This window comes from Actinoallomurus iriomotensis (genome assembly GCF_030269445.1).
Classification (GTDB): Bacteria; Actinomycetota; Actinomycetes; order Streptosporangiales; family Streptosporangiaceae; genus Actinoallomurus; species Actinoallomurus iriomotensis.
In genome coordinates this window covers 348,740-363,005 of record NZ_BSTJ01000010.1, presented here as the reverse complement: position 1 = coordinate 363,005, position 14,266 = coordinate 348,740, and the positions used below count along the sequence as shown (strand labels likewise).

Annotated in this window: 12 protein-coding genes; 6 read left to right on the top strand and 6 right to left on the bottom strand. The window is 70.9% G+C overall.

The features are described from left to right. Positions 1 to 55 precede the first annotated feature (55 nt). A complete protein-coding gene (locus tag QSK37_RS36690) occupies positions 56 to 1,951 on the bottom strand; it encodes a rhamnogalacturonan lyase (RefSeq protein WP_285630132.1) in 1,896 nt (631 codons plus the stop codon). A gap of 100 nt (positions 1,952 to 2,051) precedes the next feature. Further along, positions 2,052 to 2,354, bottom strand: a complete 303-nt coding sequence (locus QSK37_RS36685) for a putative Ig domain-containing protein (protein WP_285630130.1) — start codon at positions 2,352 to 2,354, stop codon at positions 2,052 to 2,054. Position 2,355: 1 nt separating this feature from the next. Between QSK37_RS36685 and QSK37_RS36680 the strand changes: the two genes are divergently transcribed. Both QSK37_RS36680 and QSK37_RS36675 read left to right on the top strand, forming a co-directional pair. Beyond that, positions 2,356 to 2,493, top strand: coding sequence for a hypothetical protein (locus QSK37_RS36680; RefSeq protein WP_285630128.1), 138 nt, complete (start codon positions 2,356 to 2,358; stop codon positions 2,491 to 2,493). 164 nt (positions 2,494 to 2,657) lie between these two features. After that, complete coding sequence (locus QSK37_RS36675; protein WP_285630126.1) at positions 2,658 to 3,512, top strand: NAD(P)-dependent oxidoreductase; 855 nt, start codon at positions 2,658 to 2,660, stop codon at positions 3,510 to 3,512. A gap of 7 nt (positions 3,513 to 3,519) precedes the next feature. Here the strand turns inward: QSK37_RS36675 and QSK37_RS36670 are convergent, their stop codons facing one another. The 4 genes from QSK37_RS36670 to QSK37_RS36655 are packed head-to-tail and all read right to left on the bottom strand — an operon-like array spanning position 3,520 to position 7,692. Next, the gene (locus QSK37_RS36670; RefSeq protein WP_285630124.1) at positions 3,520 to 4,314 is read right to left on the bottom strand and encodes an SDR family NAD(P)-dependent oxidoreductase; all 795 of its coding nucleotides are present in this window, start codon (positions 4,312 to 4,314) and stop codon (positions 3,520 to 3,522) included. Continuing rightward, positions 4,311 to 5,153, bottom strand: a complete 843-nt coding sequence (locus tag QSK37_RS36665) for an amidohydrolase family protein (protein WP_285572785.1) — start codon at positions 5,151 to 5,153, stop codon at positions 4,311 to 4,313. Before QSK37_RS36665 ends, QSK37_RS36670 begins: the two co-directional genes overlap by 4 nt. Then, entirely contained in the window at positions 5,150 to 6,331 is a 1,182-nt protein-coding gene (locus QSK37_RS36660) for a mandelate racemase/muconate lactonizing enzyme family protein (RefSeq protein WP_285630122.1), read from the bottom strand. Before QSK37_RS36660 ends, QSK37_RS36665 begins: the two co-directional genes overlap by 4 nt. Continuing rightward, the gene (locus QSK37_RS36655; protein WP_285630120.1) at positions 6,325 to 7,692 is read right to left on the bottom strand and encodes an aspartate aminotransferase family protein; all 1,368 of its coding nucleotides are present in this window, start codon (positions 7,690 to 7,692) and stop codon (positions 6,325 to 6,327) included. The genes QSK37_RS36660 and QSK37_RS36655 overlap by 7 nt, the downstream gene beginning before the upstream one ends. Positions 7,693 to 7,870: 178 nt before the next feature. Here QSK37_RS36655 and QSK37_RS36650 point away from each other — a divergent pair, with 178 nt between their 5' ends. The 4 genes from QSK37_RS36650 to QSK37_RS36635 all read left to right on the top strand — a co-directional run bounded on the left by QSK37_RS36650 (position 7,871) and on the right by QSK37_RS36635 (position 14,263). Then, the gene (locus QSK37_RS36650) at positions 7,871 to 8,668 is read left to right on the top strand and encodes an IclR family transcriptional regulator (protein WP_285630116.1); all 798 of its coding nucleotides are present in this window, start codon (positions 7,871 to 7,873) and stop codon (positions 8,666 to 8,668) included. A gap of 187 nt (positions 8,669 to 8,855) precedes the next feature. Next, positions 8,856 to 10,880 carry a putative phage tail protein gene (locus QSK37_RS36645; RefSeq protein WP_285630114.1) on the top strand — a complete coding sequence of 675 codons (2,025 nt, stop codon included), beginning with the start codon at positions 8,856 to 8,858 and terminating at the stop codon, positions 10,878 to 10,880. Between the two features lie 11 nt (positions 10,881 to 10,891). Continuing rightward, complete coding sequence (locus QSK37_RS36640) at positions 10,892 to 13,012, top strand: putative phage tail protein (RefSeq protein ID WP_285630112.1); 2,121 nt, start codon at positions 10,892 to 10,894, stop codon at positions 13,010 to 13,012. Positions 13,013 to 13,015: 3 nt separating this feature from the next. After that, positions 13,016 to 14,263 (top strand): Gfo/Idh/MocA family protein, encoded by a 1,248-nt coding sequence (locus QSK37_RS36635; RefSeq protein WP_285630110.1) that lies wholly within the window; start codon positions 13,016 to 13,018, stop codon positions 14,261 to 14,263. The last annotated feature ends 3 nt before the right edge of the window (positions 14,264 to 14,266 follow it).

The following is a 14,266-nucleotide window of genomic DNA, read 5'->3' as shown; positions in this document are numbered from 1 at the left end:
TCCTCGAACGGCCGTGGCGCGACGTCCCGCCACGGCCGTTGCGGCGTTTTCCAGGTCAGGGCGTGTAGACGTTCGGCCACGCCGGTTGGGCCATGCCGTCGCCGATGAAGAAGCTCGGATGCGGTGGCTGGTTGTAGGCGGTGTTCTGCCACGCGATCGCGGTGCGGTACTGCGTGTCGTGCATGAGCGTGACGATGCGCCGGTCGGTGACCGCGGTCGTCGTGTAGATCCGCAGCGCCTTGCTGTCGGAGGTCCGCCAGACGACCTCCTCGCGCCAGTCGCCCAGGATGTCGCCCGACAGCGCCGGCGTGGCCTTCGTGCCGTTGTTCGACGCCACTCCGGAACCGGTCAGCAGCCGGATGTCCCCGCTCGTGCCGTACTTGTCGATGTGCGTGTCGTCGAGCAGTTCCCGCACCGGATCGGCGTCCCACCAGATGACGAAGTTGTCCGAGGAGGGCTTGCGGGAGTTCGCCTGCCGGCCGCTGGTGTCGTAGATGCCGGACGTCGCCGAACTCCAGGACTCCGCTCCCGGGCTGCCCGCCCAGATGTCGTCCGACCGGCCGCGTCCGTTGTCGCAGCCGCAGGTGGGGTACTGCCACCGGATCGCACCCGTGGCGGCGTCGGCCATGTATCCGGCGGGCTTGGACGTGTCCTCGTCGACCTTGTACTCCTCCAGCCCGGGCCGGTTCGGGTCGAGGTCGCCGAGGTCCATGGCGTCGCCGTGGTGCATCTGGGTGTTCCACAGGCCGGCACCGTTGTCATCGACGGCCATCGCACCGTAGACGATCTCGTCCCTGCCGTCGCCGTCCACGTCGCCGACGGCCAGGTTGTGATTGCCCTCATCGGTCCAGGCCGAGCCGTTGGTGGAGCTGCTGCTGTCGAAGGTCCAGCGGCGGGTGAACGTCCCGTTCCGCCAGTCCCACGCGCTGATGACGGTCCGGGTGTAGTAGCCCCGCGCCTCGATCAGGCTCGGCCGCTGCCCGTCGACGTACGCGGTGGCGGCCAGGAACCGGTCGACCCGGTTGCCGTAAGCGTCGCCCCAGCCGGAGACGGTGCCGCGCGCCGGGACGTAGTCGACGCTCTGCATCGCCGCGCCGGTCTGCCCGTTGAACATCGTGAGGTACTCCGGGCCCGACAGGATGTACCCGCTGGAGTTCCGGTAGTCGGCGGAGGCGCTGCCGATGACCTTGCCGGTGCCGTCGACGGTGCCGTCAGCGGTCTTCATGGCCACCTCGGCCCTGCCGTCGCCGTCGTAGTCGTACACCTGGAACTGGGTGTAGTGGGCGCCGGCCCGGATGTTGCGGCCCAGGTCGACACGCCACAACCGGGTGCCGTTGAGCCGGTACGCGTCGACGTACACGTCCCCGGTGTAGCCGGACTGGGAGTTGTCCTTGGAGTTCGACGGATCCCACTTCAGGACGATCTCGTACTGCCCGTCGCCGTCGAGGTCGCCGACGCTCGCGTCGTTGGCGCTGTAGGTGTACGAGACGCCGTCCGGCGTCGCGCCGCCGGACGGCGGGCTGATCGGCACGTCCAGATGGCCGTTGGTGAACCGCAGGGCCGGCTCCGACGCCGCCTGCTCGGCGCCGTTCACCACGGGACGCACGGTGTAGGCCGCGCCGGCCGCCGCTCCGCCGTCGTAGTAGTTCGTCGAGTTCGTGATCGGGCTGGAGTTCACCTTCGTCGACCCGCGGTAGAGGTTGAACGCCACACTCGACGAGTCGGTGCCGAGCAGCCGCCAGCTGACGAAGTTGCCGCTGCCGGACCGCACGCTGACGAGGCCGCGGTCGAGCTTCTCCACCTGCCGTGCGGTCGCCGCCGCCGCGTCGTGCCGGGGCAGTTGCGCCGCCCCGGCGAGCACCGTCCCGGCGGCCACGGCGATCGCGAGTGCTGCGTTCCTCCCTCTCTTGCCGACGCCGCGTAATCCACCGGCGCCGCGTGGGTGTTCCATCGGCTTCTCCTTCGGGGAGATGACGGGAAAGCGTTTTCCCTCTCAATCGACGGAGACTAACCCGGTGGAAGAGCGCGACCAAGGCGCTTTCAGCGCGCTTTCACGGACGTCTCTTACCGGTCGTGGTCCAGACGAAGGTGGCGGTGCCGGAGGCGCCGGAGGAGTCCTTCACGGTCACGGTGACCGTGCGGGTGCCCGCGTGACGGGCGCGGCCGGTGATCGTGCCCGACCTGGTGATGGACAGGCCGGCGGGCAGCCCGGTGGCGGTGAAGGTGAGCTTCGCCGCCGCGGCGCTCACCGTGTCGACCGGCAGGGACACCCTGGCGCCCACCCGGCTGCTCATGCCGTGCGGGACGTACGGCTGGGCGACCTCCGCCCCGGCGCGGCTTCCGGTGTTGGTCACCGTGGCCGTCACCGTGGAGCCGCCCGACCCGAGCGCGCCGACCTGGAGGTCGCCGAAGGAGAACGCCGTGTACGACAGGCCGTACCCGAAGGGGAACAGCGGCGTGATGTTCTGCGCGTCGTACCAGGCGGAACAGTGACCATCTCGCGCCGCAGGTTCATGGCCGCGTGACCGGCAAGAAGGTCTGGCAGCAGTACCGCCGCACCGTCTCGGGCCGGCGCTGACGGTCCCCCGCGGCCCGGCGCCGCGCCGTCCGGCCGGTACGGTACGGGCGGACAGGCGTACCGGGAGAGCGGAGAGCCGATGAGCGTGGAGCGATCACCGGTCACGGTCGGGCTCCTGCATCCGGGGCGGATGGGCGCCGCGGTGGGACGGCTGGCCGTCCGGGCGGGTCACCGGGTGCTCTGGTGCCCCGGCGGGCGGAGCGCCGCGACGGCGGACCGCGCGGACGAGGCCGGGCTCGTACGCGCCGCCGACCTCGGCGCGCTCACGGCCGAGGCCGGGATCGTCGTCTCTCTCTGCCCGCCCGCCGCGGCCGAGGAGGTCGCCCGGCAGGTCGCCGGGACCGGCTTCGACGGCGTCTTCGTCGAGGCCAACGCGATCAGCCCGGCGCGCGTACGGCGGATCGCCGACCTGTTCCCGCGCGCCCGCGTCGTGGACGGGTGCGTGATCGGTCCCCCGCCCTCCGACCGCGCCGCCGCGCGCCTGTACCTGTCGGGTGCGGCCGGGGACACCGGCCCGGTGGCCGGCCTGTTCGCCGGCGGCCCGCTCGAGGCGGTCCCGGTCGACGGCGGCGTCGGCCAGGCGTCCGCGCTGAAGATGGCGTACGGCTCGTTCAACAAGGCCGCGAGCGCCCTCGCCGCGGTCTCCCACGCGCTGGCGGACGTCTATGGCGTGAGCGACCATCTTCTCGCCGAGGCACGGCGGATGACCCACGACCACCTCGCCACGCCCGGGCACCTGTCCGGGGTCGCGGCCCGGGCCTGGCGGTGGGCACCCGAGATGGAGGAGGCCGCCGCGACGCTGGCCGAGGCCGGGCTGCCGGACGAACTCGCGCTCGCGGCCGCCGCGGTGTTCCGCCGCTGGGACGGCGACCGCGACGACTTCGGCATCCCCGTCCAGGACGCCCTGCACCACCTGCGTGCCGCGGACGGGTGAAGGCCGGTCACGTGTCCAGGGAGTTGCGGTACGGGCGCATGAATCGCAGGCGGGGCATCTGGTCGGCGAGGACGCCGCCGTCGACCACGAGTGTGGTGCCGGTGACGTAGCGGGCGGCGTCGGAGGCGAGGTACAGGACGGCGCCGACGACGTCCTCGGGCCGGCCGTAGCCGCCGCCGTGACCGTCCCGGAGCGGAATGCGCTCGTTCCACGCCGCCTCGAACGCCTCACGATCGAGGGGGAACTCGCCGTCGATCGGGGTGGCGATCATCCCCGGGGCGACCCCGTTGACGGTGACGCCGTGCGGGCCCAGTTCCGCCGCGAGCGACTTGGTGATCAGTTCGACCGCGCCCTTGGAGGCGTTGTAGTGCGCGAGGCCCGCCTCGGCCATCAGCCCGTTCTTGGAGGAGATGGAGATGATCCGGCCGGGTACCCCATCGGCGATCATGTGCTCGGCGACGCGCTGGGACAGGAAGAACACGGCGTCGGCGTTGACGAGCATGACCTCGCGCCACGTCTCGACGGTGATCTCGTTGAAGTGCTCCAGCCGGGCCACTCCCGCGTTGTTCACCAGGATGTGAATCGGCCCGTGGGCGGCGCGGATGTCGTCGGCGAGCCCGGCCAGACCGTGGGTGTCGGCGAGGTCGAAGCCGTAGGCATGCTCGAACGCGTCGAGTCCGGCGGCGCCGGGCCGGTCCACCGCCACGACGCGGGCGTCGGCGGAGACGAGGCCCAGAGCGATGGCCCGGCCCAGCCCGCGGGCGGCGCCGGTGACGATCGCCGTCCGGCCTCGCAGGCTCACGACAGCCCCAGCAGGTCGAGCGACGGACGGTGGATCAACTTCTCGATCTCCTCGCGGTCCAGCGGCGGAAGACCCGGGATGCCCGGTACCTCGGCGACGGCGCGCAGTCCCTCGACCGAGGCGTCGACGGTGGTGAACGGGTAGTCGCTGCCGAACAGCAGCTTGTGCCAGACGCCGTAGTCCTGGACCAGGCGCAGGCTGTGCCAGAGCTGGAAGGGCCGGTAGTGCAGCGCCGACACGTCGGCGTAGACGTGCCGGTGCTTGCGGATGACCGCGATGCACTCGCCCTCGTACGGATGGCCCAGATGCGCCAGGACCATGCGCAGCTCGGGATGCCGGATCGCCACTTCGTCCAGGTGCACCGGAAGCGCGTAGCGCAGCGGTGCGGTGGACACGAAGGTGGTGCCGGTGTGCACCAGGAGCGGCAGGCCGTTGTCGGCGGCGTAGGAGTAGAGCGGGTCGAGCGAGGGATCGGCGGGATCGAACCCGGCGTACATCGGCATCAGCTTGATGCCGCGCAGGCCGAGGTCCTGGTGGCCGTGCTCGAGTTCGTCCCGCCACCCCGGCCGGGTCGGATCCAGTGACAGGTAGCCGACGAGCCGGTCGGGATGCGCGGCCACGTAGGCCGCCACCGCGGCGTCGTCCACCCAGAGGCCCGATCGGTGCGCCTTGCCGCCGACGACGATCGCGGCGGTGCCGGGTGGGGCGGAGCCGGCGTAGTCGTCCCAGCGCACGGTCAGGTCGACCGTGCCGCCGTGCGCCCGCGCGGACTCCGCCGCGAACGGGTCGCCCACGTCGTCGGGACAGGTGAAAAGGTGTGAGTGAACGTCGACGATCACGTGCGGTTCCGCTTCTCCCAGCCTTCGGCGAACATGTTCCAGAACCCGCCGCTCGGCGGATGCTCGGCGAACACCTCGTCGACCAGCTCGATGCCGAGCCCCGGCCGCGTCGGCAGCCCGATGTGGCCGTCCACGACCGGCAGCGCGCCGCGTACCGCCTGGAACACGTGGTCCTCGAGCATCCCGTCGAAGGTCTCCAGGATGGTGAAGTTCGGCATGCCGAGAGTGGCGTGGACGGACGCGGTCGTGCAGAGCGGCGAGTTGGAGTTGTGCGGCGCGACCAGCATCGCGTGCACCTCCGCCTGCGCGGCCAGCTTTCTGACCTCGGTGAAGCCGCCCGCCATCGACAGGTCCGGCTGGATGATGTCGACGGCGCCGGTGGCGAACAGGCGCGCGTACTCATAGCGGTTGTGGAAGTGCTCGCCGCCCGAGATCGGCATCGGCGCGCGCCGCCGCAGCTCGGCGTACCGCTCGATGTGCGTCCAGGGCAGGGGTTCCTCGAACCAGCCCACGTCGTACGGCTCCAGCTCGCGCAGCAGCCGGGTCGCCGTGGGCATGGCGAAACGGGCGTGCCCCTCGATGAAGATGTCCACGTCGACGGCCTCGCGGACCGCGGCCACGATGTCGATCGAGCGCCGTAGCTCGGCGCGGGAGAGCTCGCCGAGCCCGGCGCCGAACGGGTCGAACTTCAGCGCGGTGTACCCGCGTGCCACCACGTCCTTGGCACGCGCGGCGAACTCGCCCGGCTCGCGGTCGCCGGTGTACCAGCCGTTGGCGTAGACCCTGATCCGGTCGCGGCAGGCGCCGCCGGTCAAGCGGTAGGCGGGCACGCCGAGCGCCTTGCCCATGATGTCGTGGAGCGCCTGGTCGATGCCGGAGACGACGATCCCGCCGACGTCGCCGCCGCGCAGGAAGTCGCCCTGGTACATCCGCAGCCAGATCTCCTCGACGTCGAAGGGATCGGCGCCGATGAGGTGCCGGGACGCCATCGCCTCCGCCAGCGCGGCGGTCTCCCGGCCCCGGTAGGGATGGGTGATCTCGCCGACGCCGCTGAGGCCCTCGTCGGTGTGCACGCGTACGTAGGAGAAGTCGCGCCAGGCGGTCCCCAGCGCGAGTGTCTCGACCCTGCTCACGCGCCCCGCGGGCCCGACCGGGCGGGTGGTGTCGACGGTCAGCATCGGTCCGCCACTCCCCCCATGGTGCTGGCGTCCGCCACGTCGGCGAGGACGTCGCCGTCGGTGAGCTGGGCGCGCGCCGCGTCGGCGGCGGCCTCCAGCAGCCGGGCGGCGTCGGCCTCGGTGTGGGCGTAGGAGACATGGCTGCGCTTCAGGTTGAGCGGCAGCTCGAACACTCCGTGGCCGAGGAGCCTGCGGCGGTACCCGACGAACATGGACGCATCATTGCGCAGCAGGTCATCGTAGGTTCGGGCGGGGCCCGTCATGAAGTACGCGACGAACACCGAACCGTATCCGGTGACCACCGCCGGGAGGCCGAGCCCGGCGAACACCTCCGACAGCCCGGTGCGGATCCGGTCACCGAGACGGAACACGTGCTCGTGCACCGGCTCCGTACGGATCTTGCGCAGCGTCGCCAGCGCGGCGGCCACGACCGCGGGATGCCCGTTGTACGTCCCGGCGAAGAAGACCGAGCCGCCGGGGCGCGAGCTGAACAGCTCCATCAGGTCGGCGCGTCCGCCGAGCGCACCGACCGGGTAGCCGTTCGCGATGGCCTTGCCCATCGTCGTGAGGTCCGGGGTGATCCCGCTGATGGCCTGCCAGCCCCCGAGGTCGTGCCGGAAGCCGCTGATCACCTCATCGAAGATCAGTACGCTGCCGGCGCGGGTGCACTCGTCGCGCAGTGTCTGGAGGAACTCCCGTTCGGGGAGCAGGCAGCCGACGTTGTGCGGGACCGGTTCGACGATGACCGCGGCGATGTCGCGGCCGTATTCGGCGAACGCCGCGCGCACGCCCTCGGCGTCGTTGAACCGCAGGACGAGGGTCGCCTCCAGCACCTCGGGAAGAATGCCGGCCGAGATGGGATCCCTGGCTCCGACGCGTTCGGGCGCGGAGATGACATTGAGGCTGACCGCGTCGTGCCAACCGTGGTAGCAGCCCTGGAACTTGACCACCAGCCGCCTGCCGGTGGCGGCACGGGCGACTCGCAGGGCGTGGAACGTGGCCTCGCTGCCGGTGCTGGTGAGCAGGACCTTCTCCACGCTCGGCACCAGCTCCACCAGGGCCTCGGCCAGCTCGACCTCGGCCGTGGTGACGCCGACTCCGCACAGGTCCACGGTTCGCCCGGCCTCGGCGACCGCCGCGCTCACATCGGGGTCGTTGTGGCCGAGCAGCGGTGGGCCGAACGCCGCGTGGTAGTCGACGTACTCCCGGCCGTCCGCGTCGCGGAAGCGTGCGCCGTCCGCCTCGGTGATCACGAGATCGGTGAGGCCGGGGATGCTGCGCTGCCCGCTGTTCACGCCGCCGGGGATGGCCCTGCGAGCGCGCTCGGCGAGGTCGGAGCCGGACAGGACACGCTGATTCACATTTTCTCCTTGGCGCGCCGCCCGTGACCCAGCCCGGTCGTGGTCGGCGCCGGTTCTTCCGCCGCAGATCGAAATACAGAACAGTGTTTGGTGTTGCCGAACGGTTGCCGGGAGTTTCGCATGAGAATTTTCGGTGGTCAACAGGCAATCGTGTTACAAGCGAGTAAGCTGTTCGGCTGTGACGAACAGCGATGCGAAAAACTCGCGATACTGGGTGCGAAGCGTCGCCCGCGCCGCCGAGGTTCTCGAGGCCCTGGCGGGCGACGCGCAGGGGGCCGGCATGAGCGTGACCGAGGTGGCCGGCGCGTGTGGCCTGAGCAAGAGCGCGGCCTTCGCCACCCTCTTCACCCTGCGCCAGTATGGCCTGGTCGCCGACGACGGCGAGGGGATGAACCGGCGTTACCGGCTCGGGATGTCCCTGGCGCGCCTCGGCGCCCGCGCCCAGGACCAGCTCTCCCTACGGGACGTGGCCCGCCCGGTGCTCGTCGAGCTGACCCGGGTGACCGGGATGAACTCCCGCCTCGCCGTCTCCGAGAGCGACCACGCCGTGGTGGTGGACCAGGTCAGCAACGGCGAGCGGGTCCAGGTCGACCTGCGGATGGGGACGCGGGAGCTCCCGCACTGCACCGGACTGGGCAAGGCGCTGCTGGCCGAGATGAGCGACGCCGCGGTGACCCGCCTCATCGAGCGGGTCGGCATGCCCCTCCGGACGAGCCACACGATCAAGGACCTGCCGACGCTCCTGGCCCATCTGCGGACCGTTCGCGAACTCGGCTACGCCGTCGACGACGAGGAGGACGCCGACGGCGTGTTCTGCATCGGCGGCGCGCTGCGGGACCACACTCGGGCGTGCGCGGGAGCGATCAGCATCACTGGCCTGAAGCTGGATCTGCCCGCCTGGCGGTACCAGGAGCTGGGACGACACGTACGCGACGCGGCCGAGCGAATCTCCCGCGACCTCGGGTACCGCCCTTGACACACGTGGCCAAGGCTGTCTAGCGTCCACGCCATCGTCTCGGGCGAAGAGCTGGCTCCCGGTGTGTCGCAGCCCCGACTCCGGAAGTTCTGGCCAGCAGCTCCGCCGCCTGCGCGCCTCTGCGCATCGCCCGACCTTCCATCCTTTGCCGCGTCCGTCCGGGCGCGCCCCCGAAGGTTGAGGCCCCATGAACCACGTGGCCAATGTCCTGGGCCTGCTGATGCTCGATGTCCGCAGGCTCGAGGACGGCCTGCTCGTCCAGGTCGCGGGCTACCGCACCCCCGGCGACGGCGGCGGAATGCTGCTGCGCTGGGACGCCACATCCACCCTCCCCGCCAACGGCGGCACCGTCCTCGCCCCACCCGGAGCGAGCAAGGGCCGCTGGCGCCAGATCCACGACGGCGTCGCCGACTTCCGCCGCTTCGGCATCTTCGACGACAAGACCCCCGCCGACACCGCCCTCGAAGCGATGGTCACCGACCCCACCATCCACCGCATCGAAGCCCACACCGACCTGCACTTCCTCAAACGCCACACCTTCCACCGCTCCGACATCGAACTCGACTTCGGCGGCAACACCGTCAGCACCGACGGCATCGAACGCAACAGCCACGACAACCCCTTCGGCGCGGTGCTGTACTTCCGCGGTCAGGTCACCACGACCGTGGTCACGCACCGGTTGTCCGCCGTGCTGCCCGACCTGTCGGACGTCTTCGAGGTGGGCGACTCCTCGAAGTTCGCCGTCGGCCAGTGGTGGACCGCCGAGGTCGACGCGCTCGGCGGCACGTACGAGCGCGAGCTGCAGCGCATGGTCCAGGTGACGCAGATCGTCGACGACGACCACATCCGGGTGGACTACAAGAACGGCTGGGAACTGGCCGCCGGCCGCACCATCACCTGGACCAGGGTCCAGCCCGTCGAACGCGCCCACGTACGGAACATGGTCTTCATCGGCGCGCCGCCGTACGACGGGCCGGACGACGGCTCGGTGCCCGACGACCGGGAGTACACCGGATCCCATCCGGTGGCCTATGAGTACGCCGTCTCCTGCGACGTGTCCGGCATCCACGCCACCGCCACCTGGTGGCCGGTGATCATGCGCCGCTGGTGCACCCACTTCCGCACCGAGCAGTGCAGCCTGAAGAACCCGCCCACGGTGTTCTACGGCGGCGCCGGATACCTCACCCAGCAGATCTACTGCCTGTACGGGCACGTCTCGGACTGCCACACGGCCAACGCGCGGCATCTGAACGACTTCACCGCCTCGGCGTACTGCTACGTCGACAACTGCCACGGCGACGGCGACGACGCCGGCGGCAACCCGTTCACCACTCACGGCCAGTACGAGCACGACCTGGTGTTCACCGGCAACTCCGGGCTGATGGACATCGCCAACAGCGGCGCTCCCTGGGGCACCAGCGCGAAACGGATCACCGTGCGCAAGCACGTCTGCTCCTGGTTCGTCGCCGGAACGAAGATCACCGACCTCACGCTGGAGGACGTGCGGGTCATCCCGCGTTCCACGTTCGACCCGGCCGGAACGCTCCAGGTCAACGCCGACGGCATCCAGATGCGCGGCTGTTCGGCCCGGACCTTCGCGATCGGTCAGCGCTCCGACCGCTCCGGGCGCCCCAACGTGATCGAGGGGTGCGCCTTCGACCTGCCGAAGGACGCGGTGGTGGTGCAGACGCCGGTCGCGAACCCCGTCCACTTCGTGGACTGCGTCTTCACCGGCCTGGACGGCGCGGTCTTCCGCGGCTCGGGGCCGCTGCGCTTCACGCGGTGCGAACTGCACGGCGTGCGGGACGGCGAGCCGGTCTCCATCGGAGCGGCCGAGATCGTCATCTCCGGAGGACGGGTGGACGGAGCCCCGATCCGGCTCAGCGCCGTACGCGACCAGCGGCTGCACATCGGCGGCGGCGCGCTGGTACGAGGCGGGGACGGCGCCCTGCTCTCCCGCGCGGAGGGGCCCGGAAGGCTCGAGTGGGAGCTGGTGGGCCACCGAAGCGAGGCGAGCGGCCACGCCACGCACCTGGAGATCACCACCGGTGAGAACACCTACCGCGCGGCCGGCTCGGTGTTTACCGGGGGACGCCTGAAGCTCACCGCCGTGTCCTCGCTGCTGCACACCGAGTGTGTGGAGGAGAGCGTGGAACGTTCCCTGCCCGCCGGTGGCCCGCACGTCCTCGTCGCCGACAACCTCACCCTCTGAGAGAGCCCGCCATGGAGCGTCGTCACATTCTTCGCGCCACCGGAGCCGCCGCCGGCCTGGTGACGTTCGGTTCACTGCTCGCCGCCGACCCGGCGTCGGCCGATCCCGCCCATCCGCTGAAGCAGACCGTCCAGCAGGCCGGCACGATCGCGGAGCTTCTCAGGCTCGAGGTCCGCGGGCTCGAGGACGGCCTGCTCGTCCAGGTCGCCGGCTACCGCGCTCCCGGCGACGGCGGCGGAATGCTGCTGCGCTGGGACGCCACATCCACCCTCCCCGCCAACGGCGGCACCGTCCTCGCCCCACCCGGGACGAGCAAAGGCCGCTGGCGCCAGATCCACCACGGCGTCGCCGACTTCCGCCGCTTCGGCATCTTCGACGACAAGATCCCCGCCGACACCGCGCTGGAGGCGATGGTCACCGACCCCGCCATCCACCGCATCGAAGCCCACACCGACCTGCACTTCGTCAAACGCCACACCTTCCACCGCTCCGACATCGAACTCGACTTCGGCGGCAACACCGTCAGCACCGACGGCATCGAGAAGGCCGGGGAGGACGACCCGTTCGCGGCCGTGCTGCTGTTCCGGGGCAAGGTCACCGACACCGTCGTCACGCACAAGCTGTCCGCGACCATGCCCGAGCTGTCCGACGTGTTCGAGGTGGGCGACTCGTCCAAGTTCGCGGTCGGCCAGTGGTGGAGCGCCGAGGTGAACCAGCTCTCCGGCCGCTGGGAGCGGGAGCTGCAGAAGCTCCTCCAGGTGACGCAGATCGTCGACGGCGACCACATCCGGGTGGACTACAAGAACGGCTGGGAACTGGCCGCCGGCCGCACCATCACCTGGACCAGGATCGAACCCGTCGAACGCGCCCACGTGCGGAACATGGTCTTCACCGGCGCCGGGGACGACCAGTACACCGGCTCCCACCCGGTCGCGTACGAGTACACGGTCTCCTGCGACGTGTCCGGCATCGACGCCACCGGGACGTTCTGGCCGGTGATCATGCGCCGCTGGTGCACCCACTTCCGCACCGAGCAGTGCAGCCTCAAGAACCCGCCGACGGTGAGCTACGGCGGCGCCGGATACCTCACCCAGCAGATCTACTGCCTCTACGGGCACGTCTCGGACTGCCACACCGCCAACGCCCGCCACCTGAACGACCTCACCGCCTCGGCGTACTGCTACGTGGAGAACTGCCACGGCGACGGCGACGACGAAGGCCCGTTCGTGACCCACGGCCAGTACGAGCACGACCTGGTCTACACCGGCAACTCCGGGCTGATGACCTTCGCCAACTCCGGGGCGGCCTGGGGTTCGGCCGCCAAGCGGATCACCGTGCGCAAGCACGTGTGCTCGTGGTTCGTCGCCCGGGTGAGCGTCACCGACCTCACGCTGGAGGACGTACGGGTCATCGGCAAGGCCGGGCTGCAGGGCTCCGGCATGATCTGGGTGAACGCCGACGGCGTCCAGATGCGGGGATGCTCGGCCAGCGACACGTTGATCATCTCGCAGGCGTCCAACCGGTCGGGGCGTCCCAACGTCATCGACGGATGCACGTTCGCCCTGCCCGCCAAGAGCGAGATCGTCCAGGCGAACGTCACCGCCCCCGTCCACGTCAGCCGCTCGGTCCTGACCGGCCTCGACGGCAACGCCTTCAACGGCACCGGCGAACTCCGCCTCGTCGACACGATCCTGCGGGGCCGGGAGAACGCCGAGCCCGTCACATGCGCCGCCGCCACGCTCGTCCTGGACGGCTGCACCGTCACGGGCACGGGAGTGCGCCTCGCCGGCAAGGCCGACCAGCGGATCCGGCTGGGCGGGGGCACCGAGGTCACCGGCACCGGAACGCTGCTGTCCCGCGCGGACGCGGCCGGGACGATCACCTGGGAGCTGACCGGTTACCGGAGCCTGGCCGGAGACGCCGGCACCGCCCACATCGCCCTGTCCGCCGGCAAGAACCGCTACTCGGCGGTCGGCGCGCTGTTCAACGGCGGGCGGCTGGAGCTGCGGGACGGCGCGTTCGGCGACGGCTCCTACCTCAAACACGCCGGCAACGTGGAGAACGGCGTCACCAGGACGGCGCTCCCCAAGGACGGCGCCGGCGTGCAGACCACCGGAAACCTGGTGATGTGACCGATGACCGAACCTGTCACGCTCGCCCTCGTCGGCGCCGGCGACCGAGGACGGACGTACGCGTCCTGGGTGGCCGCCAACCCCCGGCGGGCCCGCATCGTCGCGGTCGCCGACCCGTTGCCGGAGCGCCGGGCCCGTCTCGGCGGCCCCGGCGTACGGGAGTTCTCCGACTGGACCGAGCTGCTCGGCGAGCGGATCGCGGACGCCGTGATCGTCGCGACTCAGGACCGGCTGCACGCCGAACCCGCCGTCGCCCTCGCCGAGGCCGGCTACCACCTCCTGGTGGAGAAGCCGCTGGCGCCCACCGAGGAGGAGTGCCGCCGCATCGTGGAGTCGGTCACGAAGGCCGGCGTGCTGTTCGCGGTCTGCCACGTGCTGCGGTACACGCCCTACACCGACCTGGTGAAACGGGTCGTGGACAGCGGGGTGCTCGGCGAGGTGATGAGCGTCGAGCACCTGGAGCCGGTCGGCTGGTGGCACGCCGCCCACTCGTACGTGCGCGGTCCGTGGCGAAGCGAGCGCCTGGCCAGTCCGATGCTCCTCGCCAAGTCCTGCCACGACCTCGACTGGCTCGGCTACGTGACCGGCCGGCGCATCGCGAAGGTGTCCAGCTTCGGCTCGCTCGGCCATTTCCGGGCGGACCGGCGCCCGGACGGCGCGGCCGACCGGTGCCTGGACTGCTCGATCGAGCCCGGCTGCCCGTACTCGGCCCCGCGCCTCTACCTGGGCACCCTCCGCGACCGCGGGCCGGTCTGGCCCGTCAGCGTGGTCACCGGCGGCACCGACGAGGCGGCCGTGCTCGAGGCGCTCCGCACCGGCCCGTACGGCAGGTGCGTGTACGCCTGCGACAACGACGTCGTCGACCACCAGGTGCTCGCCATGGAGCTGAGCGGCGGCGTCACGGCCACCTTCACCATGACGGCCTTCTCCGAGCAGACCCACCGGCAGACGAGGATCTTCGGCACCCACGGCTGCCTCACCGGAGACGGCGAGAAGGTCACGGTCGTCGACTTCCGCGCGGGCGGCCGCCGTGAGGAGTGGTCGGTGGCCACCGACGCCGGCTCCAATGCCGCCGACGGCCACGGCGGCGGCGACGCCGGCCTGATGGACGCCTTCGTCCGTGCCGTACGGACCGGCGACGCCGCTCACGTGCGGTCCGGACCGGCCGAGTCACTCGACGGCCATCTCGCGGTCTTCGCCGCGGAGCGTGCCCGCCACACCGGCACGGTCGTCACCGTGCCCGACAAATGACCA